We start from the raw sequence: 21,408 nt of genomic DNA, 5'->3' as shown, positions 1-21,408 counted from the left end.
TATTATGAACACTTGGGTTCAGGCGCTGTTAAGACCAGAACCGGTTGCGGTGATGGTTCTGCTCATCTTAATTGGCTCGCTTATTCAAGGCGTGAGAAGAGGTGCATCGGGTTCTGCGAAGCACCTTTTCTTTTTTATTTGGCAGGCTGTCTCTGTCGTACTCTCTTTATTGTTGGCTGGTCGTGCGGCGGAACGGCTCTCACCGCTTGTGCGGGATTGGCTACTCAGCCGGAATATTCAAGTACCCAAGCATGAGCTTAGCACGTTCAAGCAGATTTGGTACACAATTGTGACGAGTCTTAGAGATTTTGATTTGCTTCGCTTTGGTCTTATCTTTCTAATTACCTATACGATTTTTCGATATTTGCTTGGCTGGCTGCAGCCGCTATTCGGTTTGTTCTATGATTCCGTATTACGAATCAGCGAGAATCGGAGATCAGTAGGGGACAAGTTGTTATCGGGTACAGCGAGCAGAGCGACGGGTGCTATGATAGGTGCTCTTCTTGGAGCGGGCCGTGCATTTGTAGTCATCGCTATTCTATTCGTCTATGTATCGATGCTGCCGAGTGGACCTTTAACAGAATCGATTCGTTCTTCAGCTTTCTATGCCAAGACTGCCAGTGAGCTGCTGAGCCCGGTTGCAGGGGATGTACTAACTCGCGGGCCTGTATTTACTGACGCGGTTGCAGCAGAATTCCGCCGTGTCCTGCAGCGTAAGTATGAAGTGATCGACTCTGCCGTACCGGCTAATATTGAACAAGCAGCCATAAAAGTGACCAAAAAAGCGCGTACTGATGAGGAAAAAGCGCGTGCCCTCTATGATTGGGTAGGAACACGTATTGCCTACGACTGGGATAAGGCAAATAATTATGAGGACAATGGAGTTTGGAAAGAACAGACCCCTGCTGAAACTTTTAATACCCATAAAGGCGTCTGTATAGATGTAGCCCGATTATATGCTGTGATGGCACGTTCGGTAGGTTTAGAGGTACGTGTGGTAACGGGGCTAGGAGCCACAGGTAAGGGCGACTACGGTCCTCATGCATGGAATGAAGTTAGACTCGCTGATCAAGGCGGAGGCTGGATTCCGCTTGATGCCACATGGGCTTCTTCAGGGAATTGGTTTAACCCGAGTGGATTTTCTAGTACACACCTGCGGGAAACGTAAAGGTTGTAAATGGGAAAGTCCAGCGGTATGATGTCAAGCCCATGATTCTTACGAATTGGAAATTATCTTGGCTATAAAGCGTTTCAGCCAGGAAAAATGGGCGCATCAAACCTAACCCAGTAGAAAAAACGTCTAATTACCATATTTTTACTGGGAATTAATGAAGGACCTTGGCAAAGGAGGCGTTAATCCTTCGCGCTATTCACCTTCCTTCTAGGCGTGTAGAGTTGGCCGTTGCGTAGCAGTACATCGACCAGACGCACAAGTTTTCTTGCCGTTAAGACGAGGGCGCGTTTGTGTTGGTGCTTGGGTACTTCCTTGTATTTCTTCCGGTAATACTCACCGAATTCATCATCGCGGTTTTTCACCGAGTTGGCAGCTTCAACCAGGTAATAGCGAAGGAAACGGTTGCCGGATTTAATGCGTTTAGTGTCTTCTGCTTCAAACGGGCCGGACTGGTGTCTGCGCCATGTGAGACCGGCGTACTTGGCCACAGCGGCTTGGTCGTTGAATCGGTCTATGTTGCCGATTTCAGCGAGGATACCGGCGGCGTAAACGCGGTCAATGCCAGGAACGGAGCGCAAGCATTTAGACTCCGGCATGCTTTCAAGAATGCGTTCTATGGCCTTGTCGAGATCTTTGAGCTGGGCTTGGATACTCCGTATAGCTTGAATGGATGTGCCGAGCACAAGATCAATAGAATCCTCGACAACCTTTGAGAGTCGGTAAGAAGCTCTTGCGGCTTTCTGGATACAGCGAGCGACATTCTCTGGGTCTGGGAAGCGATTGCGTCCCTTATCTCGCAAGTAGTCAGCCAAATCAGTGACGTCCATCGTTGCGATGTCATCTAGACTGAACTTCTCTGAGAGCATTTCCATGAGAGCGTGGCCGAAAACGGAGCTATCCACTTCGGTAGTAAAGGCATTGCATTTGTAGAACAAGTTCTGCAGGAAGTATTGCTTCTCACGAGTCAAGTTGTGAACCATGTGAAACCGCATCCGGGTTAGGCGCTGAAGTGCGACATACTGCTCCTGCATGACGATGGTGGTCGTCAGTCTGCCGAAGCGAAGCCGGTCTGCAATGACCCATGCGTCGAGACGGTCGGTCTTGTCTAGGTCGGGGTAAGCCTCTCTGAACTTGCTGACGAGCTTCGGATTGATCGTAAAGACTTTGGTCTTTCGCTCTTTCAGCGCTGGATCTTCATGCATGTACATGGCGGGATGCCAGCTGTAGACCGAGGTGGCTTCTAGCCCAATGTGTATTTCCGAAGACGAATGCTTGTCCACCGCAATGACGATACGATCACGCAGATGGGAAGCCCCCTGCAAGTCGTTTTTCACTTTGAACGATTCCAGCTTATCGCCGTCCGAGTTCATAAAACACGCTTCTAGCTCTTGCGAGCTAACGTCAATACCGACAAATAGCTTCAAGTGGAATCTCCTCCTTTCTACAGGGGATCCAGGGAACGGACTCTCCGGGATGCCTCCGGCGCACTCGCAGATCAATCACCCTCGCATATAAGAACACGCTTCGGTCCATGAGCTGCCCCGGACCTGCTAAAACCGGGCATGGGCTACCGAAGGGAACAGCCAGCGGGTAAGAAGTTCAAACGAATACCGGAGAAACAGACTTTGAGAGTAGACAGTGCTACAGGAGAAATAAGAATTTCCCCGAATGGACCCTAAGTTCCATTGTCCAGAGGCATGCCGGAAAGTCCAGTCCCTTTTTAATTTTCAAGGTGCGATTTGCTGGAAATTTTGAAGTGGCCTTCCAGCCCCCTCGGGGGCTGGAAACTGGCATTCAAATAGCTTCAAGAAATACTATACGAGGAGAATGGTTTGTGGAGGATGACCCGCAGAAACGGGAGATTAAGAATCGGAGGAATTTCTCGTTCCGGTTGAACTTATTCTTTTTTGTTACTTTTTTCGTATTTAGTGTGCTTATTGTTAGGCTGGCTATTCTGCAGTTTGTTGAAGGACCTTCGCTTCGCGATGAAGAGACGAGAAGGGGGCATACAGATGTTCTAATTCCGCCGATACGCGGGAATATCTATGATTCAAGCGAACATGCACTTGCCTATTCGACCTCGACGCAGACGCTCACTTACAGCATTGAGCCAGGAACGAAGAAAGCGGATTCGATTGCAACAGCCAAGAAGTTGTTCGATGTGTTTCAGAAGAATGGAGATCCTAATGTCGCGATATCTCTAGCTGATATCATTAAGAACATGGATCTTGACTACAAAAAAAATACCGTAACGGTTCCTCGCCGAATCAAGAGCGGCCTATCCTCCAAAGAGATTGCGTATTTCATGGAAAATGAGGCGCTCTACCCAGGTATCGATATCGTGGAGGAAAGCATACGGCATTATGATAAAAGCACGCTTGCTGTACAGCTTGTGGGCTATCTGAAGAAATATGGCGGCGGTGCGGAGAATAATTTATATAAAGACCGTGTGAAGACTCAAGATCCACGACTTAAATATCTGCAGCAGGAAGACGTTGGGTACGATGGCATCGAGTATATGTACCAGGATATTCTTCGTGGGAAGAATGGTCTTAAGACCTATCCCGTGAATGCGGCCAGCCGTATCATTGGCCCGCCTGTAATTACGAAGCCCGAGAAGGGCGATAATCTGTATCTGACTATCAATCGTGATGTTCAGGCTAAGACCCAGCAAGCGATCATGGATCAGCTTCATCTCCTTCGAACAACGTCTGATCGAAGTATACGTCAAGATAATGCGAAGACTGGTTATGCAGTTGCTATGGAAGTAAAGACTGGAAAAGTAGTAGCAATGGCAAGTATGCCAGACTATGATCCCAATATTTGGGAAGGTGGAAAAATCAGTACAGATGATTATAATTCCATCGCCAATGTCTTGCAGAATGGAACCATCAGCTCGGTTATTGGGCCTTATACAGATCCTAAGGAACAGCGTAAGCATCCTTCCTCAGTGGTGTTTCTCGGCTCAACGATGAAACCATTGTCGATTCTGATTGGTTTGAACGAGAATCTGTTCACGACCTCAAGCACATGGAATGATACGGGAGCCTTTTACTATGGTAAAGAGGGTTCATCCACTCGCCGTAAGATCGGTAACGCGAAAGGCCATGCTTATGGCTTACTTGATCCCGCTCTAGCGATAACCAGATCGTCTAACCCCTTTATGGCTAAGATGGTGGGAAATGCGCTTTACTTGAAAGATGGAAGTAAAGGTGTCGATGTCTGGGATAATTATGTAAAGCAGTTCGGTCTGGGTGTGTCCACTGGAAGTGGATTACCAAATGAAAGCAAGGGTGTTATTGGCTACTTCCATGAGAGAGAAGCAGCTAGTTCCCAATCTGCCTTGATATTCGCGTCATTTGGTCAAATGGGACGTTATACAACGCTCCAGCTGGCACAATATACAGCGACGCTTGCAAGTCATGGCAAACGGATGAAGCCGCAGTTTGTGAATGAAGTCAAGGATTCAGACGGGAATATCGTGCAGTCCTTCAAGCCGGAAGTGCTCAACTCAATAACTTTTCCGGATAATTATTGGAAAGAGATTGAGCTGGGAATGGCTAATGTAAAGGTGAATGCATTTGATGGTGCTTCTTACAAAGTGTTAAGAAAGACGGGTACGTCTGAGCAGCAGGTTAGCGGAAAAACTGTTGATAATGCGGTATTTATTGCCTATGCACCAGCACAGGATCCTGTACTGGCAGTGGCCGTTGTTGTACCTGAAGGCGGCTTTGGTGCGAACGGAGCAGCGCCGATCGCTCGTAAAATATTCGATGCTTATGATGATGCCATCGGATTGAATGGGGTACCGAAGAAGCCGGTATCTTCAACAGGCACAGCAGGTACAGATGCGACAGCTGCCGGCACTACCGGAACTACCGGAACTACCGGAACTATCGGAACTGGGGCTAAGGGAACTGGGACTACAGGAACTGGAACGCCATAAGCTCGGTTATTATTTTTCTTTTATAAAGCGAAGCTCCCCTAACGGGGAGCTTTATTTGTACAGGAGTGTAGGGTGAAGTATGCGCTACTAATCAAGCAATAATCAAGAATGATTGAGTTGCACAAAGGAAACATATTTGCATACGATAAAGAAAGTGCATGCAATCATCTTGATGAAGGGGGAATTGTCTATGCGTCATCGAACAAGCGCATCTATTCGCCGATGGTTTTGGACCCTTTTCTTTTTGACAGCTTCCTTACTGCTTTAATAGCAAGATGCAACACAAAGTGAACAAGAATGAGAAGCGCACGCGCAGGAAAAATTCTTTATAATGAGAATCGTACCCAATGAATTACTTTCTAGTTGCGGCGGGTTTGGATTCAGCTTGAGATGTGCTAAAATTGCTTTATCAGAGTTAAAGCCACGCTTGCAGGAGGCACTAATTGCATATGGGATCGATTAAGTTAATTGCGCTAGATATGGATGGCACGCTGCTGAATGAAGTACAAGAGATTAGCAGTGAGAATGCCAAATGGATTCAAAAAGCTTTGGATGCAGGTATCACCGTTTGCTTTGCGACCGGAAGAGGGTATCAAAGTGCATTGCCGTATGCCGAGCAGCTGAAACTAGATACCCCTATGATTACGGTTAATGGCGGTGAAATTTGGAGACGCCCTAGCGTGCTGCATAGACGCTCACTCATGCCGGCAGCAACGATTAAGCGACTTCATGAACTGGCGCTTCAACATGAGGAATGCTGGTTCTGGGCTTATACGGTAGAAGATATTTACAACAAAGAGAAATGGTTGGAGCCTGTTGATGACTATGAAGCGCATCATTGGCTAAAATTCGGTTATTACACCGAGGATGAAGTTACTCGTGGTCTTATTTTGGAAGAAACGGCCAGTTGGGGCGGGATGGAGATCACAAACTCATCACCTTGGAACCTAGAGATGAACCCGCAAGGGGTAACGAAGGCAAGTGCCATTCGTGAGCTTTGTGAATTGCTGCATATTGACATGTCTCAGGTTGCGGCCATGGGGGATAGCTTGAATGATATTGCGATGATTCGCGAAGCTGGACTTGGTGTTGCAATGGGGAATGCGCAGGATGCGGTCAAAGCGGCTGCCGATGCGGTTACAGTCACGAATAATGAGGATGCTGTTGCTCATCTCATTCGGGATTATATTCTGAAAGGGTGAGTAGAAGGTGGAGATAGCCGGTTGGATTATCGTTATCCTATTATTCGCCGTTGGACTAGCTGGTGCTATATTTCCCATATTGCCGGGCGCGCTTGCCATCTATGCTGCATTTTTCGCCTATGGATTTTTTATTTCCTTCCAACCCTTTGGATTCTGGTTCTGGACCATTCAGACCCTTATTGTAGTCGTGTTATTCATAGCCGATTATGCCGTAAGTGCTTGGGGAGTCAAGAAATACGGTGGATCCAGGGCATCTGTCATAGGCAGCACAATCGGTATTATCATCGGTCCATTTGTGATTCCCGCTTTCGGTCTCATTCTGGGCCCTCTGCTTGGTGCGATTATCGGCGAATTGTTGGTCGGATCGAATTTGAACCTGGCGCTGAAAGTCGGATTAGGCTCCGTAGTTGGGCTATTCTCCAGTATGGTCGTTAAGGTCATTCTGCAGGTTGCAATGATTGTTCTATTCTTTATATGGATCTAATTTGAGGAGGCAGATAAACAATGGTTAAAGTGACGGTATGGAATGAGTTTTTGCATGAGAAACAAGATGATGAAGTACGTAACGTATATCCAGATGGTATACATAACGCGCTTGCAAAAGGGATTGGCACGGATGGATTCGAGGTTCGTATAGCTACACTTGATCAGCCCGAGCATGGACTAACAGAAGAGGTGCTCGCTAATACGGATGTTCTGATCTGGTGGGGACATATGGGACATGATCAAGTAGAAGAAGCAATTGTTGAACGTGTGCATGCACGAGTCATGAATGGCATGGGTCTGATTGTGCTTCACTCGGCTCACTTCTCCAAGATCTTCAAGAAGCTGATGGGCACAGGCTGCGACCTCAAATGGCGTGAAGCTGACGAGAAGGAACGGATTTGGACGGTTAACCCTGCTCATCCAATCGCAGCGGGTATCCCTGAGTACTTCGAGCTGGAACGGGAAGAAATGTATGGCGAGCACTTTGACATTCCTGCACCGGACGAGCTTATCTTCGTTAGCTGGTTTGAAGGCGGCGAGGTATTCCGCAGCGGTTGTACGTTCTTCCGCGGTCAAGGTAAAGTATTCTATTTCCGTCCGGGTCATGAAACATACCCAACTTATTATAATGAGAATGTGCTCCAAGTTATTAAGAACGGCATTCGCTGGGCAGCACCATCGGGAGCCGCAGCGCCAGTTCGCGGCAATCATCAGCCTCTGGAAGAAATCAAAGCGAAATAAGCGACAGACTAGGGGAATCAAGCTAGCTCATGGTTAAAAAGGATTCTTTAATAAAAGGCACGATTATTCTAGCGGCAGCTGCGCTGGTAGCCCGGTTCCTCGGGATCTTCCAGCGTATACCGCTGGATAACCTGATGTCTACGCAAAGCGGCGTTTACTTCAATGATGCGAATAATATTTATCTCATGCTCTTAATTATTGCTACAGGAGGCATACCAAGTGCGATCAGTAAAATGATCTCACAGCGGTATGCCCTTGGTCGTCCAGAGGAAGCTCAGCGTATTTACAGGGCCGCACTTTGGTTTGGGTCGGTAACCGGTGTTATTGTATCGGTTCTGTTATTCGTGTTTGCTCCTTTTATCGCAACGAATATTTCTATTGAACCTGGATTAGATGCTTCGATAAGAGCAATTGCTCCTGCGCTATTATTGTTCCCGATTATTGCGATGATGAGGGGGTACTTCCAAGGCCGTCAGATGATGATGGCTGGCGGATTGTCCCAGATTGTTGAACAAATATTACGAGTCATAACAGCAGTTGGGTTAGTCATGCTTGTTGTATCGTGGGATATGGGAGATCGAAAAGTGGCAGCAGTTGCTACCTTCGGCAGTGTCCTAGGCAGCATAGGCGCATTCGGCGTCATGCTCTACTATGCCAGGAAGCTCAAAAGGCAGGATCGGCAGGAGCAGGCTGCGCTGTCTGGACAAGTTTCGAGTATGCAGACAGGTGAAAGTGAACTTGTAGTGGAAGCTTCTTCACAAGTGAAATCATCCTATCGTTCGATTTACAAAGAATTGTTTGCGATCTCGATTCCTATCGTTATTGCTGCGATGACGGTTCAGTTCGTATACAATTTTGATACGATGCTGTTTAATCGTCTGACAGGTTCCTTTTATGAAACGAAAGAAGCAGCCAAACAATTTCATAACTGGCTTGCATTTCGAGCGCAAGGTATCGCTGGCATACCTCCGATTCTTGCTATTGCGTTGAGCACATCCATTATACCGGTGCTATCCTCAGCCTTTTCGGTTCGGAACATGAAGGAAGTAGAAAGACAAACCTCCCTTGTCATGCGTATTGTCGTCTTTACAGGCGTTCCAGCAGCACTTACGCTAACGGTCGCAGCAGTATCGGTTACGGGATTTTTGTTTGGTGATGCTAATGCGGGCGGAAGCGGGATAGTGGCAGCTCTTACAGCAGGAACAATTTTTCAAATTACGATGATGACAAGCAACTCGATCCTGTTCGGGCTTGGGCAGACGAATGTTCCCATGCGCCATACCCTTATTGGTTTAGTTGTAAAAGTGATTGCGAGCTTAGCATTAGCTCCGTTACTTGGGGTATATGGACTGATTATAGCTTCGACACTGTGCTTCGTGACCATTGCCTCGTTAAATTTGCGAGTCATAAAGAAGGAAGTTAACCTGAGCGTCCTAGGCGCTCGCTGGCTTGGTTACGGTGTAACGATTGTTATCTCAGCAGGTGCTGGCTGGATGACAGACATACTAGTCCGAGGCTGGCTGGAAGGCTTAACACCAAGAGTTGGCTTTTTAATTTCCGCTTTAGCAGCAGGAATGGTATCATTTGGGCTATACTTGGCGCTATTGATCCTGCTCAAGGTGGTAACGGCTGAAGATGTACGTCAATTCCCGGGACCTCTGCGTAAGCTGTTGAGCCCATTAATACGTTTAACAATGCGCTCTAAGAGCGATTCTAGATAATCATTTATCTTCCAAAATTCCCCTCTTCATGGTAGAATAGACACTAGTCTTTTTGCCTAGGAGAGGGGTTTTTTCGTTTTGAAACAATGGAGATGGAGTAAGAGAACAGCTGGTTTGCTGCTGCTAGCGGTGATGCTTGTGATCATGGCGGGCTGTCAAGCAATGGGGGGCGTTGATTTCAATCAAATGCTCAAGCAGGCTATTAAAGTGACGTCTTTTGAAGGCAATGAAACTATGGAATTCAAGCTTCTGCTCAAAGAGGATGCACTTAAGGATATCCCTGCAGAAGAAGCGGAAATCATGGATCTATTCTCGCATATCAAATTGCAATTAAGCAGTATGAAAGTAGCCAAAGCTGGCCAAATGTCCATGAATGGCAAGCTAGAGCTTGGCGCGAAGAGCATCGGATTCTCACTAAAAATGAATGAGGATCTTGCGGTTGTTGAGCTTGAAGGGGCGAAAAGTCCATTTGTGCTGCATCTCAAAGAAGCCATTGATCCATCGGGAGCTGTAGATTCAGCAGCTTCTAGTGATGCGAATCTAGTGGATTCAGGAAGACAAATAGTAGAAACATTTGGCGGGTTTGCCATTAATAATTTGCCGAATCCGACTCACTTGTCCGTTGATGCAGGTCAAGAAACTGTTGGCAGCGAAACCGTGACGGGTATGAATATTAAGGCTGAATTGAGCGGTAAAGAAATATGGACATGGATCAAAACATATCTGGATGCACTCATAAATGATAAAGCAGGACTCAAAACAATGCTTTCCGGACTGTTTGATATTATGCAAAGTCAGTCTGGCCTAGCCCAATCTGTTGGTGGAGAAAGTATATTTGGCTCCATCCCAGAGGAAGATGATAAGGCGGATTCCGTGAATGAGGCGACAAACAGCCTTATCAAAATGCTTACGGATTATAGGGATCAAATGAAACAAGCGGAGAAAGAAGATCAGGCGTCGATTGATCAAATCTTCAATGATCAGACTTCGATCAAAGCGAATGTGTTCGTCGATAGCAAGCTTGATATTCGCAAATCAACGATTGAAGCGACAATTAAACCAAAATTTGCAACTACGCCTGCTGCCACTTCAAGTACCAATGACGAGAGTGGCTACGGTTACGAAGAGATGCTTGCAGATTCTCCAATCGAAGGCATTTGGTTAAAGTTAACGAATGAGATGTCTAACGTGAATGGCAGTATAACACCAGAAGCTGCGGTTGAGCCTAAACAGGCTGTTGATACAGAGAAACTGCAGGATATGCAAGGGTACGAAATACTTCGCCAATTCAAGAGCGATTCCGTTGCGTATGGCCTGCTTCGTAACCAAGCACACATCTCTCATCAATCTGTAGCTTTTTATGTGGATGAGGAAGAGAGCGAGCCGATCTTGACACCAGCAGGAGTAACGCTAATTCCTCTACGCAAGGCAGCGGATAGACTTGGTGCTACTTTGACCAGAATGCCTGGATCGGGTACGATTAGCGTGTATGATGATGCTACATCTACGACTGTTAATTTGAAGGTTAACAGCAAGGTAGCCGTTATTAATGGCAAAACAGTAACTTGGTCTTTCCCGACTACAGTAGTCAGCGGAGTGACTTATGTACCTGTTCGTGATTTCGCCAAGGCGCTTGGTGCCACTGTCGCTTGGGAGAATCTTGACGTGAACTTTAATAGGATTGTCATCTCCCGCGAACCATAAGAAGATGTGTAGATGACTAAAGGAGTGGCTGAAGCTTGAGAATCATACAAACCGATGAGGCGTTTCGCGAAACAATTGCTTCTCATCAAATGACAGTCGCTGTTTTTAAGACAACTTGGTGTAAAGATTGTCACTATATCGAGCCTTTTATGCCTGATCTAGAAGCGGCTTATTCGGGACGAATTCAATTCATTCAGGTGGATCGCGATGATCTTCCTGACCTGTGTAGTGAACTGAATATTCTTGGTATTCCAAGCTTCATTGCTTTTAGAGATGGACGTGAGCTTGTACGTTTTGTGAATAAGCTTCGCAAATCGCGTGAGGAGATCGAGCAGTTTCTAGATCGAGCTCTTGAAGTATCAGAAGCGCTGTAAGATTGAATTTATTCTATGTAAACACCCGTATGCGGCCTTGAGGCAGCTTGCGGGTGTTTTGCTGTATGGAGGTGGTGGAACGATAAGTGCAAATGGACACCATGTTGTGTTCACAGTTTCAACATGGTATTTGTCGTTCTTGTTCGTTATAATTGAGATTGATTATTCCAAGAAGTAGGGTGATGACTTTGATAACTAGCCGGTATCGTACGCTCGCTTTAGCGACGTGCATCGGAATGCTTCTCGTGCTGCTGGCCGGCGCACTCGTGACAAACACCAATTCTGGTCGTGGTTGTGGAGATGACTTTCCGCTATGCAATGGCAAATTTATTCCCGCTTATACAGTTGAATCGTTAATTGAATATTCACATCGGCTGATAAGTGGTCTTGTTGGATTACTTGTTCTAGCTACCTTTATTATGACCATTGTGTCTTACCGTCGTTATCGTGAAGCGATTATTTATGCTGCAAGCGCTGGATTCTTTACTGTGCTGCAAGCTGTGCTGGGCGCAATTGCTGTCGTTTGGCCACAATCATCAGCAGTTTTGGCTTTACACTTTGGTATCTCAATCTTGGCATTCACAAGTACGCTGCTGCTGCTGCTTTGGGCTGATCGGATGAGGCGAAGCGGAGGCAAGGAGGACAGGCTTTCTAGGCCTATACCTCGCTCAGTTGTTGTACTGCTGCTAATTGCCCTTGTTTATACGTATATAGTCATCTATATCGGTGCGTTTATCCGTCATACGCATTCATCCGGGGGATGTATGGGATGGCCGCTGTGTAATGGACAATTAGTCCCGAGCTTGGAAGGGGCAACGCTCTATGTATTTATTCATCGAGTAGCAGCAGCCGTTCTTCTGTTCTTTATAGCTGGTATCTGGCTGCATATTAAACGATATTGCTCGAACGTACCTGAGCTTCGCAAATCGGCAAATTTGGCTTTTATCCTCATCTGCTGCCAAGTTTTAAGCGGAGCGGTTCTAACGGCTACATTGAACAATTCAGATTGGCTCGTATTTACGAGCATTTTGCATAATATGATTGTTTCTGCTTTCTTCGCGGTGCTGGCGGATATGTTGATTCGTTCTTGGAAAAGGCGAGAAGGGCGAACGTAAGTAAGTAATTGTTAAACCGATTGCGTTTTTTCATTCATTGTTTCAAAATAAAGGGTAGCCGTAGACGCTAAAAATACAGCGTATGCGGCTTCTTTTTGGGAAAAGTCGTAATTGCTCGGGACTTTAGACCACCCGACTAACTTTAACCGCCCGATACCTGACGCTTGAGCCAGTGATTAATGGGGAATCCTAAAGTTTATAGCCGAGCCTAAGGGAGATAAGTTAAGATAAGGTAATGGTTCGGGGAGGATGAGACGATGCTTCGTATGTTATTTGGTGAACCCCCGCGTAAGCCGGAGGGTAAGCTGCTTGAAACCATGCAAACGATGGAACGATTGATTGCTATTGTTCATAAACAAATTGCTGAGAATCATGATTTGGATCATAAGCTGCGTAAATATGAAGTTTGGACACAAGGTTTGCTTTATTCTCTTGATGAGTTAGAGCAGAGCCAATACGCTGCTCGCAAGTTTGGGGCAATGGTTACCTCGGCCTCCGTTGGTGCCATGTCTCCGGAAGAGCTACTTAATTATCATAGGCATGTTTATTATGACAAAAATGCATTTATCCGTGTATTCTCTATCCTTGATAAGCTGGGAACCTTGATGAACGATTTACTTCATTTGCAGACGGAACGGTTAAAAGCACATTTTTCTTACTTTACGGTGCTGCGCAGCATGTATCAACGCAATGCTTATCCTGAGCTAACGAGAGCGTTAACGAAGCTTAAGGACGATTACAAGGAGCCTATGGCTCGGCTGCGCAAACGCCGGAATGCAGAGATTCATTATATGAATGCGGAATTGCAGGATGATCTGAAGCAGAACCATGATGCTTACGGTGAGCTTCATAAATTAGAAAATTTAGCGCAACAAACCGATGACTTGGCACAGGGGATTCAGATGGTGATGGAGATCCTGCTGCACACCTTTGAACATGCGATTAGACAGATAAGGAAATAGCAAAACTTTTGGGAGGGTCGAATGGAGCTACAGGGGAAAACGGCTTTAATTACTGGCAGTGCCAAAGGTTTAGGGAAAATGTCGGCACTTGCGCTTGCACGAATGGGCTGCGATATCGTGATTAATTATGTGACTAGCGAGCAGGCAGCAAACAAGCTTGTGGAAGAGATTCAGCAGCAGAGCGGTGTAAGGGCAACCGCCATCTGTGCAGACATCGCAAAACGGGATCATGTTGACAGGCTTGCTGCTGAAGCACAGGCTTGGTCGCATAACGGCACAATAGACATTCTCATCAATAATGCAGGTCCTTTCATAAGAGAACGTAGATTATTTACTGATTACGACGTAGAGGACATTATTACCCTTTTACATGGCAACCTCCTTGGCGTCATGCTGCTCGATCATAAGCTGCTCCCTCAGATGCGTGAGCATCAATGGGGACGGATTATACATTTTGGCTTTGGACACGCCGGAGAAGGAAGAGCATGGCCGCAAAGAGCAGTATATGCATCAGCTAAGACCGGTCTTGTTTCCTTTACGAAGACATTAGCGGTTGAGGAAGCGGGGAATGGCATTACCGTTCATATGGTCTGTCCTGGTGATATAAGGGGCGATAATAAAGAACGCTCCATTGCAGAGGTGAAAGATGAGCGGGACGATGAGTCACCGCGCAGCAGGCCTGGGAGTGGCGAAGATATCGCACGCGTAATTACTTTTCTTTGTTTACCGCAATCCGATTATTTAACTGGCAATATCGTTGATGTGACGGGTGGCTTTGATCCCATTAAAACAAGCATTATGCCTACATAGTCATGTACATGGGGACAGAAAAAGAGTCTTACTGGTGATTCCTTGCCTCGAGGCATCGGAACTCCAGTAAGACTCTTTATTGTAAAACCATTCTTGAACGGCTTTGTTTAGAATACTTGCATAACTTCTTGTACGCCCTCGACTTCTTCAAGCAGAGCGCGTTCAATGCCTGCTTTAAGTGTAATTGTCGAGCTTGGGCAGCTGCCGCAAGCGCCCACTAAACGAAGCTTCACGATACCATCCTCTACATCTACGAGCTCGACGTCGCCGCCATCGCGTTGTAGAAAGGGACGCAGTTTATCGAGAACATCCAACACTTCATCATACATCGTGCTTTGTACTTGTTCACTCATTGCAATCCACTCCTTTCTCCCCTATTATAGTACAAAGTACAGCAATTGAAAATGGATATCAATACGCAAGGCTAGGTGAAATCAACATGTTGAAGCCAATTATAGAATTTTGCGCAAGTAATATGCATCATGGCACTGGTTCGTTAATGAAAAAATTAGAGCAAAACCCAGACTTTGATGTAATCGAATATGGGTGTTTAGGCAATTGTGGAGAATGTTATTTAGCGCCTTTTGGGCTTGTTGATGGTGAAATTATTGCCGCTTCAACCGTAGAAGAGCTGGAGTCCCTCATTATGGAAGCCATAGAGAGACAACAAGCCGAACGTGAAGCGCTGGATCGCCTCATCGACGACATGTAAAGCTTAATCATAAGAGCAAGCTAAGAGGCCTATAGAAGGACGTTAGCCAAGGTGATGCTTGGACATCCAAAGTACGCCGCTTTTGAGAACGCGTGGTACACGTCCCATAAGGGGGGTGCGACCCATTAACCCAAAGCCGGATTTTTTACCAAGTGATCCGAGTACACCTTTAAGCTTGATTTTACCAAGCTTCGGTGTTTTGTTTTTCCATATCGCTTGCATAACCTCTGCCACTTGCTTACCTTGTCCTTCAGCCGCTTGCGCGCTTGGGGAGAAGGGCAGGGAGGCACAGTCTCCAACGATGAATACATCAGTATGATCAGGCAATTGATGGAATTCATTAATAATGAGACGGCCTTGATTATCTTTAGGCAGGTCCATCCGCTGCACGAGGGCCACAGGCTGAATACCTGCAGTCCAGACAGTTACGTCGGTCAAGATGGAGGCTGGGTTATTTTGGTCATATAGAACACCTTCCTCAAGTCGAGACAACGCGACATGTCCACGCATTTCAACCTCATGCTCGATAAACCACGACGAGACATAAGCCTGAAGCTTCGGCGGGAATGCGGATAATATACTAGGTCCACGATCGATAATACGAATATTAAGATCCGGACGTCCTTCCCGCAGCTCAGAAGCAACCTCAACACCGCTTAGCCCGCCACCAACAATAGTAACTTGTCCATATGGCTTCACATCATTCAGTGCTTGATACGTTTTTCGACTGGCAGAGAAGGTCTGAATACTGTTGGAGAACAGTTCTGCGCCTTCAATACCGTGGTATTTGTCCGTACAGCCAAGTGCGACAACGAGCCATTCGTATTCAAGCGGTTCCTGACCAGCCATGATAACTTGCTTAGTGTGTAGATCGACGTCGGTTACTTCACCATAAGTGACAATAAGACGCGGATCGGAAGGGTAGGCAACACGGAGGTCAATATCTGCTACCGTTCCTGCAACTAATGAATAGTATTCTGTTTTTAAACCTTGATAAGGCATGCGGTCAATAAGAACAATAACTGTGTCTTCGGGTAGATCACCTTCGAGCAGCTGCTGCGCAACTGTAAGTCCGCCGTAGCCACCGCCAAGAATGACAAAACGCTTCATGGAGAATCCCAACCTTCTTATGCATTAAAATAGTGCCGTGCTTCGTCATTTTATATGAGTAGTATGCGCGAAATACTTCTCAGCCATGATGCCCGATCTTGGTTGTCTTGCTGGAAAAATAAATTATTCGTACACCTTTACTTCATTATAGAACGTATCACGCTCAACAGGAATTCGACCTGCGCCTTTAATAAGCCAAATTAAGTCCTCACGCGTAATGCCATCTGGTGTTAATGCGCCTGCTGAGTGGCTAATTCGTTCTTTGACCATTGTTCCGTGTACATCAGATGCGCCCATAGTAAGGGAAACCTGGGTCAATTGCGTACCAATGTTAATGAAATAAGCCTTGATATGTTGGAAATTATCAAGCATTAGGCGACTTATCGCGATCGTTTTGAGATCCTCGAATGCAGAATTGCGTCGACGAATACCGGCTTTTGGGCTGATCGGCTGCATGGAAAGAGGAATGAATACTTGGAAGCCATTCGTCTCATCTTGAAGCTCGCGAATTTGAACCATATGATGAATGCGATCCGCATGTTTCTCAACAGAACCGTAAAGCATCGTAGTGTGGGTACGCAATCCCAAATTATGTGCAGTACGGTGAACATCAAGATATTGTGAAACATCGGCTTTGTCGACCTTCATCTTTTTGCGATACTCATCCGACAAAATTTCGGCGCCTCCGCCAGTAAGGCTTTGTAACCCCGCCTTCATCAGCTCTTGAATAACTTCCTTATAAGAAAGCCCACTGATCCGAGAAAAGAAATCAATTTCAGCCGCTGTGTAAGCTTTAAGCGCGACATCGGGATATTTATCATGCAACGCTTTTAGAGAATCGACGTAGTATTGAAATGGAACATGCTGATTGTGACCGCCAACGATATGGAACTCACGGACACCTGGGTGAATATGCTGCTCGACATAAGCAATCATTTCTTGACCTGATAGTGTGTAGGAGCCTTCTTCACCCTGGTCTTTACGGAAATTACAGAATGCGCAGTGGGCTTCACAGACGTTCGTGAAATATAAGCTCATGTTCTCGATAAAATAAACCTTGCGGCCATTCTTCTTCAGATTCGCTTCGTTGGCCATCTGTCCAATCGTAAGCAGATCGTCGGAACGGTATAGAAACTCGCCGTCTGCTTGGGTTAAGCGTTCGCCTGCGCGAACTTTCTCAACGATATGCTGCATTTGGATATCTTCGGTTTGTATTGCGATGTTCATGACGGCTTCCTCCTAGTCCGCCGGGCACTGTCTAAATAGGGTCCGGATTATATGGTATAATGTTGTCGCGCATGAGCCAGATTACAGCCGATTTCGCGAATAATAGTAATCGGCTCCAAACTTTGTGAAAAAAGGAACTTGATCGATCTGTATTGGGCAATCACAACTATTGAACTGTCCTTATTATAAACGTCTGTACCGAGAGCGGCAACCATAAAAGTCGAGTAAAGTCGAGCACGCTCATTTTGGGCAGCGTTTGGCTTCGTTTTCTTTTGTCGTAGAACGAATTGAAGTATAATAGAAACGAAGTAAGTCTGACTGGTGCATATGAAGCTGAAATAATGAGGTGAACAATGGCGAATACTCATACGTATACACGCAGGGAAGAAGTGGCGAATGCCATTACGCATGGTATTGGAGCGGTGCTCAGCGTAGCTGCGCTCGTGCTGTTAATTGTTTTTGCAACGATAAAAGGAAATGCCTCTCATGTGGTAAGCTTCACGATTTATGGAACCATGATGCTGCTGCTCTATATCAGTTCTACACTTGTACACAGCTTCCCAGAAGGGAAAGCAAAGAATGTTTTTGAAATTATGGATCATTCCTGTATTTACTTATTCATCGCAGGGACGTATACGCCGATTCTTCTTCATATGGTTCAAGGTACTGAGGGTTGGACACTGTTCGGTATTGTATGGGGAGTTGCAGTCTGCGGCGTCATATTTAAGTCATTCTTCGCATCCAAGTTTTTATTCACATCGACGATTCTCTATATTCTTATGGGATGGCTGATCGTGTTCGCATGGGGGCCGCTCAGTACACATCTTGCACCGCATGGTCTTCAGCTGCTTATCGCGGGCGGTTTGTTATATACGTTAGGTACCGTTTTCTACATGTGGCGGAGCTTTCCTTATCATCACGCGGTCTGGCATTTATTCGTCCTTGGTGGCTCTATTCTGCATTTCTTTGCGATATTACTGTACATTCTGCCTTGGTAGGTCGGCGTACGTATTGAGACAATGAATAAAGTGGAGTATAATAAAAAGTAAGTAACACGTCTTAATGCTTGTGATGAGTGGAGTTTTCTACGAAAACCTTTAGGAGGGGAACGTATGATTAACATTAGCGAAAACGCGAATGAGAAAATAAAAGAAATGCTTGATGCTGAGGATACACCGAACTTATTTTTACGCATTGGCGTTAAAGAAGGCGGCTGCAGCGGATTTTCCTACGGTATGGGCTTTGATGATGAGCAGCATGATACCGATCAAGCATTGGAATTTGACGGACTGAAGGTTGTCGTTGATACCGACAGCATCAAATATTTGAACGGCCTCGAAATCGACTTCAAGGAGTCGGCTATGGGCGGCGGTTTCACCATCAATAATCCGAACGCATCTGCAACATGCGGATGTGGATCGAGCTTCCGTACAGCTGCGGATGCGGGGAAACCGGCTGAAGCTGGGGAATGTTAATTGTAAGAAACTGCGTAGTATCAATGTTTCTCAGCGATTAACTATTCTTGATTATTGCGATAGCTAAGGTGATGAGCAGTTCGGAATTGGTGTTGGAGGATTGTGGAAAACGACCACATGTACGATATTAGACCGCTAATATCGTACATGTGGTCGTTTTTTGTGAGGTTAAAAAAGCGTGTTAAGCGTGCACAATTTACATTTGATCAAGTGTTAGATTTGGTTATTGGAAACGGGGAGAAGTATGTTCTTGCAGATCCTTTCTCAAGACGTCCGCATCCTTCTCAAGTATTTTATAGTCATAGAGTATGAAATCAATTTTCTTTGGAGGCAATCTATCTTTCTTTGTTTTATTACCACCGAAAGGAACCGTGAAATTGACGGCAAAGCTTGATTCTGCATTGGGTTCAATAATATGAACCTTCTCAAAACGGCTAATAGTTTCCTGCTCATAAGCTTCCGAAACTAAGCCTATTTCATTAGACCAATCTGGATGCATTGAAAAGTGCAGCTTATCATCTGAGTTATTTTTCACCACAATGGTACAATTAAACGAAACAAGTCCAGCTCCGATTTTATAGTCATTTAATATACTCTTATCGAAGACATACACAAGATTCCCCTTTTCTTCTTTGTTAATCCAAATAGAAGTTATGAAGACCGCCGATAATATAGTAACGAATATGGAACACACAACAAATATTTTTTTTGTCATCTTATCTTTCGTACCCCTTTCCAATAAATCATTATAACTGTTGGACGGATTTTCCAAAAGCAATAAACAGAAAAAAAGGACTTGTCATCATCCTTATTTTCCGCATGCGAGCTTTAATCTGTGGAAAGGTGTTTGGAAAGAAAGTCATTGCGCTCCATATAAGAAAGAACGTAAAGCGCTAATTGTCGCATATAGTGTTATAGCTGCCGATGGTGAAATAAGTCATTGTCCTTCGCCCAAATCAGAGCTATAGTGGTTATAGATGAGATCGATAAAATAGACAGATATAAGAGGTTGTGAGGATAAAATGTTGAATGATAAATTCGTAGGCTATAAGGTGTCGTTCAAGATGGGGAAATTTAGTATTTGTGTTTATATGGAGAAAGATGAGTACGAGACTTGGAAGACGAATAGTGATAAAGGAATTAATGATGTCTCGGTTGAAGAGGTAGAAATTGCACTAAGCTACTTTCTAAACTAATTCGATTCTTTAAGCGTCAGACCCGTTCTTAATAATAATGGCCTTCAGGATGTTTATAGTCTCTGCGACTATTGCATGTTGAGGGTCATTTTTATGTTCATCGATTTCTTCAGAATTAATTCAGATTTCCCCTACCTTAATCATCAGATCTATTCGGTAAGATTAGATTTGTTAGTTAAAGGAGGGGATTCATATGTTAGCGAAGACGAAAAAATCAGGCTTCCAGGAGAAGCTGTTGTTTCTTTATCGATTCTTGCAAACACCTGGACAGATCGGGAGTGTAACACCCAGCTCAAAGTTTCTGGCGAAGAAGATGGTTGATGCCGTACCATGGAATGAAGTCTATAGTGTGGCTGAATTAGGTGCGGGTACAGGAGCTATAACCAAGTACATTCATGCTGCCAAACGGATCCACACAAGGGTGTTATTATTTGAGAAAGATACCCATCTCCGCAAGGAGCTGCAAAAACAATATAGAAATTTCTCGTGCTATGAGGATTGTCAGGAGCTGCAGACAGTCTTGAAGCTCGAAGAACTCTCGCATGTGGATTGTATCATCAGTGGACTTCCCTTTTATAATTTTCCTCAAGCTATTCGCGATAAACTAGTGGAGCAGATCATTGAATCGCTGAAGGATGAGGGATGGTTTATTGCCTTTCAATATTCTAAGCAAATGAAGAAGCAGCTGGAAGAACATTTTGATGTCATTGACATTCAATTTGTACCTCTCAATGTCCCACCAGCTTTTGTTTATGTTTGTAAAAAGAAGAAAAGTGTGGAACGATCATGAGAATATCAGTTAGAGGCTTGATGCCTTTGTTAGGGCTGCTGGCGATCCCCATCTTGAATATCTGTTATGGGCTCTTGAATCATGGGGGAAGTGATGTCGCTAGTCTTATGACAGACTTGGACAAACAAATTCCCTTCGTACCTGCTTTTATCGTTCCTTATGTGATTTGGTATCCCTTTATATTTACGATATTGATTGTCTTGTTTGTAAAGAGTCGACGCGCATACTATCGAACACTTCTCACACTCTGTCTGGGTCTGATTGGCTGTTATATCATTTACTACTTTTTTCAAACTACCGTACCGCGTCCCGTGATTACTAGCCAAGGTGTCTTTGACTCTCTTGTTCAATTCATCTATAACACTGACGGCCCCTATAATTGCTTCCCGAGTATTCACGTACTAACCAGCTATTTGATGATTAAGGGATTGGCTGCCTGTACGGGGTTATCTAGAACATCGCAGTGGCTAATTACTTTAACATCATGGTCCATTATTCTATCGACCTTGTTTGTGAAGCAGCATGTTCTGCTTGATCTTATTGGCGCGATTCTATTATCGGAGTTGCTGACCCTTGTGGTGGATAAATGGTTGCTTCCCTCGGCAGAATATGGTTTATTATTACAGAATAAGAATGTTGTGAAATGACCGAGAGGGATGATTC

23 protein-coding genes are annotated in these 21,408 nt (G+C 45.2%); 18 read left to right on the top strand and 5 right to left on the bottom strand.

Annotated features, from left to right (window positions below; all coding sequences use genetic code 11):
* Window positions 1-4 precede the first annotated feature (4 nt).
* Window positions 5-1,168, top strand: coding sequence for a transglutaminase domain-containing protein (locus EKN16_RS14920; protein ID WP_125658567.1), 1,164 nt, complete (start codon window positions 5-7; stop codon window positions 1,166-1,168).
* Between the two features lie 185 nt (window positions 1,169-1,353).
* Here EKN16_RS14920 and EKN16_RS14915 read toward each other — a convergent pair whose 3' ends face one another.
* A complete protein-coding gene (locus EKN16_RS14915; RefSeq protein WP_125654929.1) occupies window positions 1,354-2,598 on the bottom strand; it encodes an IS110 family RNA-guided transposase in 1,245 nt (414 codons plus the stop codon).
* 410 nt (window positions 2,599-3,008) lie between these two features.
* On the opposite strand from EKN16_RS14915, the gene EKN16_RS14910 reads away from it, so the two are divergent.
* The 11 genes from EKN16_RS14910 to EKN16_RS14860 all read left to right on the top strand — a co-directional run bounded on the left by EKN16_RS14910 (window position 3,009) and on the right by EKN16_RS14860 (window position 14,235).
* Window positions 3,009-5,120 (top strand): peptidoglycan D,D-transpeptidase FtsI family protein, encoded by a 2,112-nt coding sequence (locus EKN16_RS14910; RefSeq protein ID WP_125658565.1) that lies wholly within the window; start codon window positions 3,009-3,011, stop codon window positions 5,118-5,120.
* 449 nt (window positions 5,121-5,569) lie between these two features.
* Entirely contained in the window at window positions 5,570-6,322 is a 753-nt protein-coding gene (locus EKN16_RS14905; protein WP_125658562.1) for a Cof-type HAD-IIB family hydrolase, read from the top strand.
* Between the two features lie 7 nt (window positions 6,323-6,329).
* Window positions 6,330-6,806: a DUF456 domain-containing protein gene (locus EKN16_RS14900; RefSeq protein ID WP_125658559.1), complete on the top strand. Its 477-nt coding sequence runs from the start codon at window positions 6,330-6,332 to the stop codon at window positions 6,804-6,806.
* A 20-nt stretch (window positions 6,807-6,826) separates the two neighbouring features.
* Window positions 6,827-7,549 (top strand): ThuA domain-containing protein, encoded by a 723-nt coding sequence (locus tag EKN16_RS14895; RefSeq protein WP_125658556.1) that lies wholly within the window; start codon window positions 6,827-6,829, stop codon window positions 7,547-7,549.
* A 29-nt stretch (window positions 7,550-7,578) separates the two neighbouring features.
* Complete coding sequence (locus EKN16_RS14890; protein WP_125658554.1) at window positions 7,579-9,270, top strand: putative polysaccharide biosynthesis protein; 1,692 nt, start codon at window positions 7,579-7,581, stop codon at window positions 9,268-9,270.
* 78 nt (window positions 9,271-9,348) lie between these two features.
* A complete protein-coding gene (locus EKN16_RS14885; RefSeq protein ID WP_125658551.1) occupies window positions 9,349-10,974 on the top strand; it encodes a copper amine oxidase N-terminal domain-containing protein in 1,626 nt (541 codons plus the stop codon).
* A gap of 35 nt (window positions 10,975-11,009) precedes the next feature.
* The gene (locus EKN16_RS14880) at window positions 11,010-11,348 is read left to right on the top strand and encodes a thioredoxin family protein (RefSeq protein WP_125658549.1); all 339 of its coding nucleotides are present in this window, start codon (window positions 11,010-11,012) and stop codon (window positions 11,346-11,348) included.
* Window positions 11,326-11,526: a hypothetical protein gene (locus EKN16_RS33035; RefSeq protein WP_125658546.1), complete on the top strand. Its 201-nt coding sequence runs from the start codon at window positions 11,326-11,328 to the stop codon at window positions 11,524-11,526. The genes EKN16_RS14880 and EKN16_RS33035 overlap by 23 nt, the downstream gene beginning before the upstream one ends.
* A 4-nt stretch (window positions 11,527-11,530) precedes the next feature.
* A complete protein-coding gene (locus tag EKN16_RS14870) occupies window positions 11,531-12,463 on the top strand; it encodes a COX15/CtaA family protein (RefSeq protein ID WP_311547319.1) in 933 nt (310 codons plus the stop codon).
* A 257-nt stretch (window positions 12,464-12,720) separates the two neighbouring features.
* Complete coding sequence (locus EKN16_RS14865) at window positions 12,721-13,425, top strand: Cthe_2314 family HEPN domain-containing protein (RefSeq protein WP_125658542.1); 705 nt, start codon at window positions 12,721-12,723, stop codon at window positions 13,423-13,425.
* 21 nt (window positions 13,426-13,446) lie between these two features.
* On the top strand, window positions 13,447-14,235 hold the full coding sequence (locus tag EKN16_RS14860; RefSeq protein WP_125658539.1) for an SDR family oxidoreductase: 789 nt from the start codon (window positions 13,447-13,449) through the stop codon (window positions 14,233-14,235).
* Window positions 14,236-14,342: 107 nt separating this feature from the next.
* Here EKN16_RS14860 and EKN16_RS14855 read toward each other — a convergent pair whose 3' ends face one another.
* Complete coding sequence (locus tag EKN16_RS14855; protein WP_125658536.1) at window positions 14,343-14,588, bottom strand: NifU family protein; 246 nt, start codon at window positions 14,586-14,588, stop codon at window positions 14,343-14,345.
* Between the two features lie 89 nt (window positions 14,589-14,677).
* Here EKN16_RS14855 and EKN16_RS14850 point away from each other — a divergent pair, with 89 nt between their 5' ends.
* Window positions 14,678-14,947 carry a YuzB family protein gene (locus EKN16_RS14850; RefSeq protein WP_125666290.1) on the top strand — a complete coding sequence of 90 codons (270 nt, stop codon included), beginning with the start codon at window positions 14,678-14,680 and terminating at the stop codon, window positions 14,945-14,947.
* Between the two features lie 42 nt (window positions 14,948-14,989).
* On the opposite strand, the gene EKN16_RS14845 is transcribed toward EKN16_RS14850, so the two are convergent.
* Together EKN16_RS14845 and mqnE are read right to left on the bottom strand one after the other, a co-directional pair.
* Window positions 14,990-16,057: an NAD(P)/FAD-dependent oxidoreductase gene (locus EKN16_RS14845; protein ID WP_125658533.1), complete on the bottom strand. Its 1,068-nt coding sequence runs from the start codon at window positions 16,055-16,057 to the stop codon at window positions 14,990-14,992.
* 123 nt (window positions 16,058-16,180) lie between these two features.
* Window positions 16,181-17,284 (bottom strand): aminofutalosine synthase MqnE, encoded by a 1,104-nt coding sequence (gene mqnE, locus EKN16_RS14840; protein WP_125658530.1) that lies wholly within the window; start codon window positions 17,282-17,284, stop codon window positions 16,181-16,183.
* A 353-nt stretch (window positions 17,285-17,637) separates the two neighbouring features.
* Here mqnE and trhA point away from each other — a divergent pair, with 353 nt between their 5' ends.
* The gene (gene trhA, locus EKN16_RS14835; RefSeq protein WP_125658527.1) at window positions 17,638-18,282 is read left to right on the top strand and encodes a PAQR family membrane homeostasis protein TrhA; all 645 of its coding nucleotides are present in this window, start codon (window positions 17,638-17,640) and stop codon (window positions 18,280-18,282) included.
* 114 nt (window positions 18,283-18,396) lie between these two features.
* Window positions 18,397-18,759: an iron-sulfur cluster insertion protein ErpA gene (erpA, locus tag EKN16_RS14830; protein ID WP_125658524.1), complete on the top strand. Its 363-nt coding sequence runs from the start codon at window positions 18,397-18,399 to the stop codon at window positions 18,757-18,759.
* Between the two features lie 223 nt (window positions 18,760-18,982).
* On the opposite strand, the gene EKN16_RS14825 is transcribed toward erpA, so the two are convergent.
* Window positions 18,983-19,474, bottom strand: a complete 492-nt coding sequence (locus EKN16_RS14825) for a hypothetical protein (protein WP_125658521.1) — start codon at window positions 19,472-19,474, stop codon at window positions 18,983-18,985.
* A 307-nt stretch (window positions 19,475-19,781) separates the two neighbouring features.
* Here EKN16_RS14825 and EKN16_RS32235 point away from each other — a divergent pair, with 307 nt between their 5' ends.
* The 3 genes from EKN16_RS32235 to EKN16_RS14815 all read left to right on the top strand — a co-directional run bounded on the left by EKN16_RS32235 (window position 19,782) and on the right by EKN16_RS14815 (window position 21,392).
* Complete coding sequence (locus EKN16_RS32235) at window positions 19,782-19,955, top strand: hypothetical protein (protein WP_164522802.1); 174 nt, start codon at window positions 19,782-19,784, stop codon at window positions 19,953-19,955.
* A 193-nt stretch (window positions 19,956-20,148) separates the two neighbouring features.
* Window positions 20,149-20,745, top strand: a complete 597-nt coding sequence (locus EKN16_RS14820; RefSeq protein WP_125658518.1) for a class I SAM-dependent methyltransferase — start codon at window positions 20,149-20,151, stop codon at window positions 20,743-20,745.
* A complete protein-coding gene (locus tag EKN16_RS14815; RefSeq protein ID WP_125658515.1) occupies window positions 20,742-21,392 on the top strand; it encodes a phosphatase PAP2 family protein in 651 nt (216 codons plus the stop codon). The genes EKN16_RS14820 and EKN16_RS14815 overlap by 4 nt, the downstream gene beginning before the upstream one ends.
* Window positions 21,393-21,408 lie beyond the last annotated feature (16 nt).

This window comes from Paenibacillus baekrokdamisoli (assembly GCF_003945345.1).
In the GTDB taxonomy this organism is placed as follows: domain Bacteria; phylum Bacillota; class Bacilli; order Paenibacillales; family Paenibacillaceae; genus Paenibacillus_Z; species Paenibacillus_Z baekrokdamisoli.
The sequence above is the reverse complement of the archived record's forward strand: the minus strand, read 5'-3'. Positions and strand labels throughout refer to the sequence as shown.

Bases quoted from the DNA above. Each gene is read 5' to 3' on its own strand.
- EKN16_RS14920 (WP_125658567.1), top strand. From the start codon at position 5: ATGAACACTTGGGTTCAGGCGCTGTTAAGACCAGAACCGGTTGCGGTG.
- EKN16_RS14905 (WP_125658562.1), top strand. From the start codon at position 5,570: ATGGGATCGATTAAGTTAATTGCGCTAGATATGGATGGCACGCTGCTG.
- EKN16_RS14895 (WP_125658556.1), top strand. From the start codon at position 6,827: ATGGTTAAAGTGACGGTATGGAATGAGTTTTTGCATGAGAAACAAGAT.
- EKN16_RS14890 (WP_125658554.1), top strand. From the start codon at position 7,579: ATGGTTAAAAAGGATTCTTTAATAAAAGGCACGATTATTCTAGCGGCA.
- EKN16_RS14870 (WP_311547319.1), top strand. From the start codon at position 11,531: ATGACTTTGATAACTAGCCGGTATCGTACGCTCGCTTTAGCGACGTGC.
- EKN16_RS14865 (WP_125658542.1), top strand. From the start codon at position 12,721: ATGCTTCGTATGTTATTTGGTGAACCCCCGCGTAAGCCGGAGGGTAAG.
- EKN16_RS14860 (WP_125658539.1), top strand. From the start codon at position 13,447: ATGGAGCTACAGGGGAAAACGGCTTTAATTACTGGCAGTGCCAAAGGT.
- EKN16_RS14855 (WP_125658536.1), bottom strand. From the start codon at position 14,588: ATGAGTGAACAAGTACAAAGCACGATGTATGATGAAGTGTTGGATGTT.
- EKN16_RS14845 (WP_125658533.1), bottom strand. From the start codon at position 16,057: ATGAAGCGTTTTGTCATTCTTGGCGGTGGCTACGGCGGACTTACAGTT.
- mqnE (WP_125658530.1), bottom strand. From the start codon at position 17,284: ATGAACATCGCAATACAAACCGAAGATATCCAAATGCAGCATATCGTT.
- trhA (WP_125658527.1), top strand. From the start codon at position 17,638: ATGGCGAATACTCATACGTATACACGCAGGGAAGAAGTGGCGAATGCC.
- erpA (WP_125658524.1), top strand. From the start codon at position 18,397: ATGATTAACATTAGCGAAAACGCGAATGAGAAAATAAAAGAAATGCTT.
- EKN16_RS14825 (WP_125658521.1), bottom strand. From the start codon at position 19,474: ATGACAAAAAAAATATTTGTTGTGTGTTCCATATTCGTTACTATATTA.
- EKN16_RS32235 (WP_164522802.1), top strand. From the start codon at position 19,782: ATGTTGAATGATAAATTCGTAGGCTATAAGGTGTCGTTCAAGATGGGG.
- EKN16_RS14820 (WP_125658518.1), top strand. From the start codon at position 20,149: ATGTTAGCGAAGACGAAAAAATCAGGCTTCCAGGAGAAGCTGTTGTTT.
- EKN16_RS14815 (WP_125658515.1), top strand. From the start codon at position 20,742: ATGAGAATATCAGTTAGAGGCTTGATGCCTTTGTTAGGGCTGCTGGCG.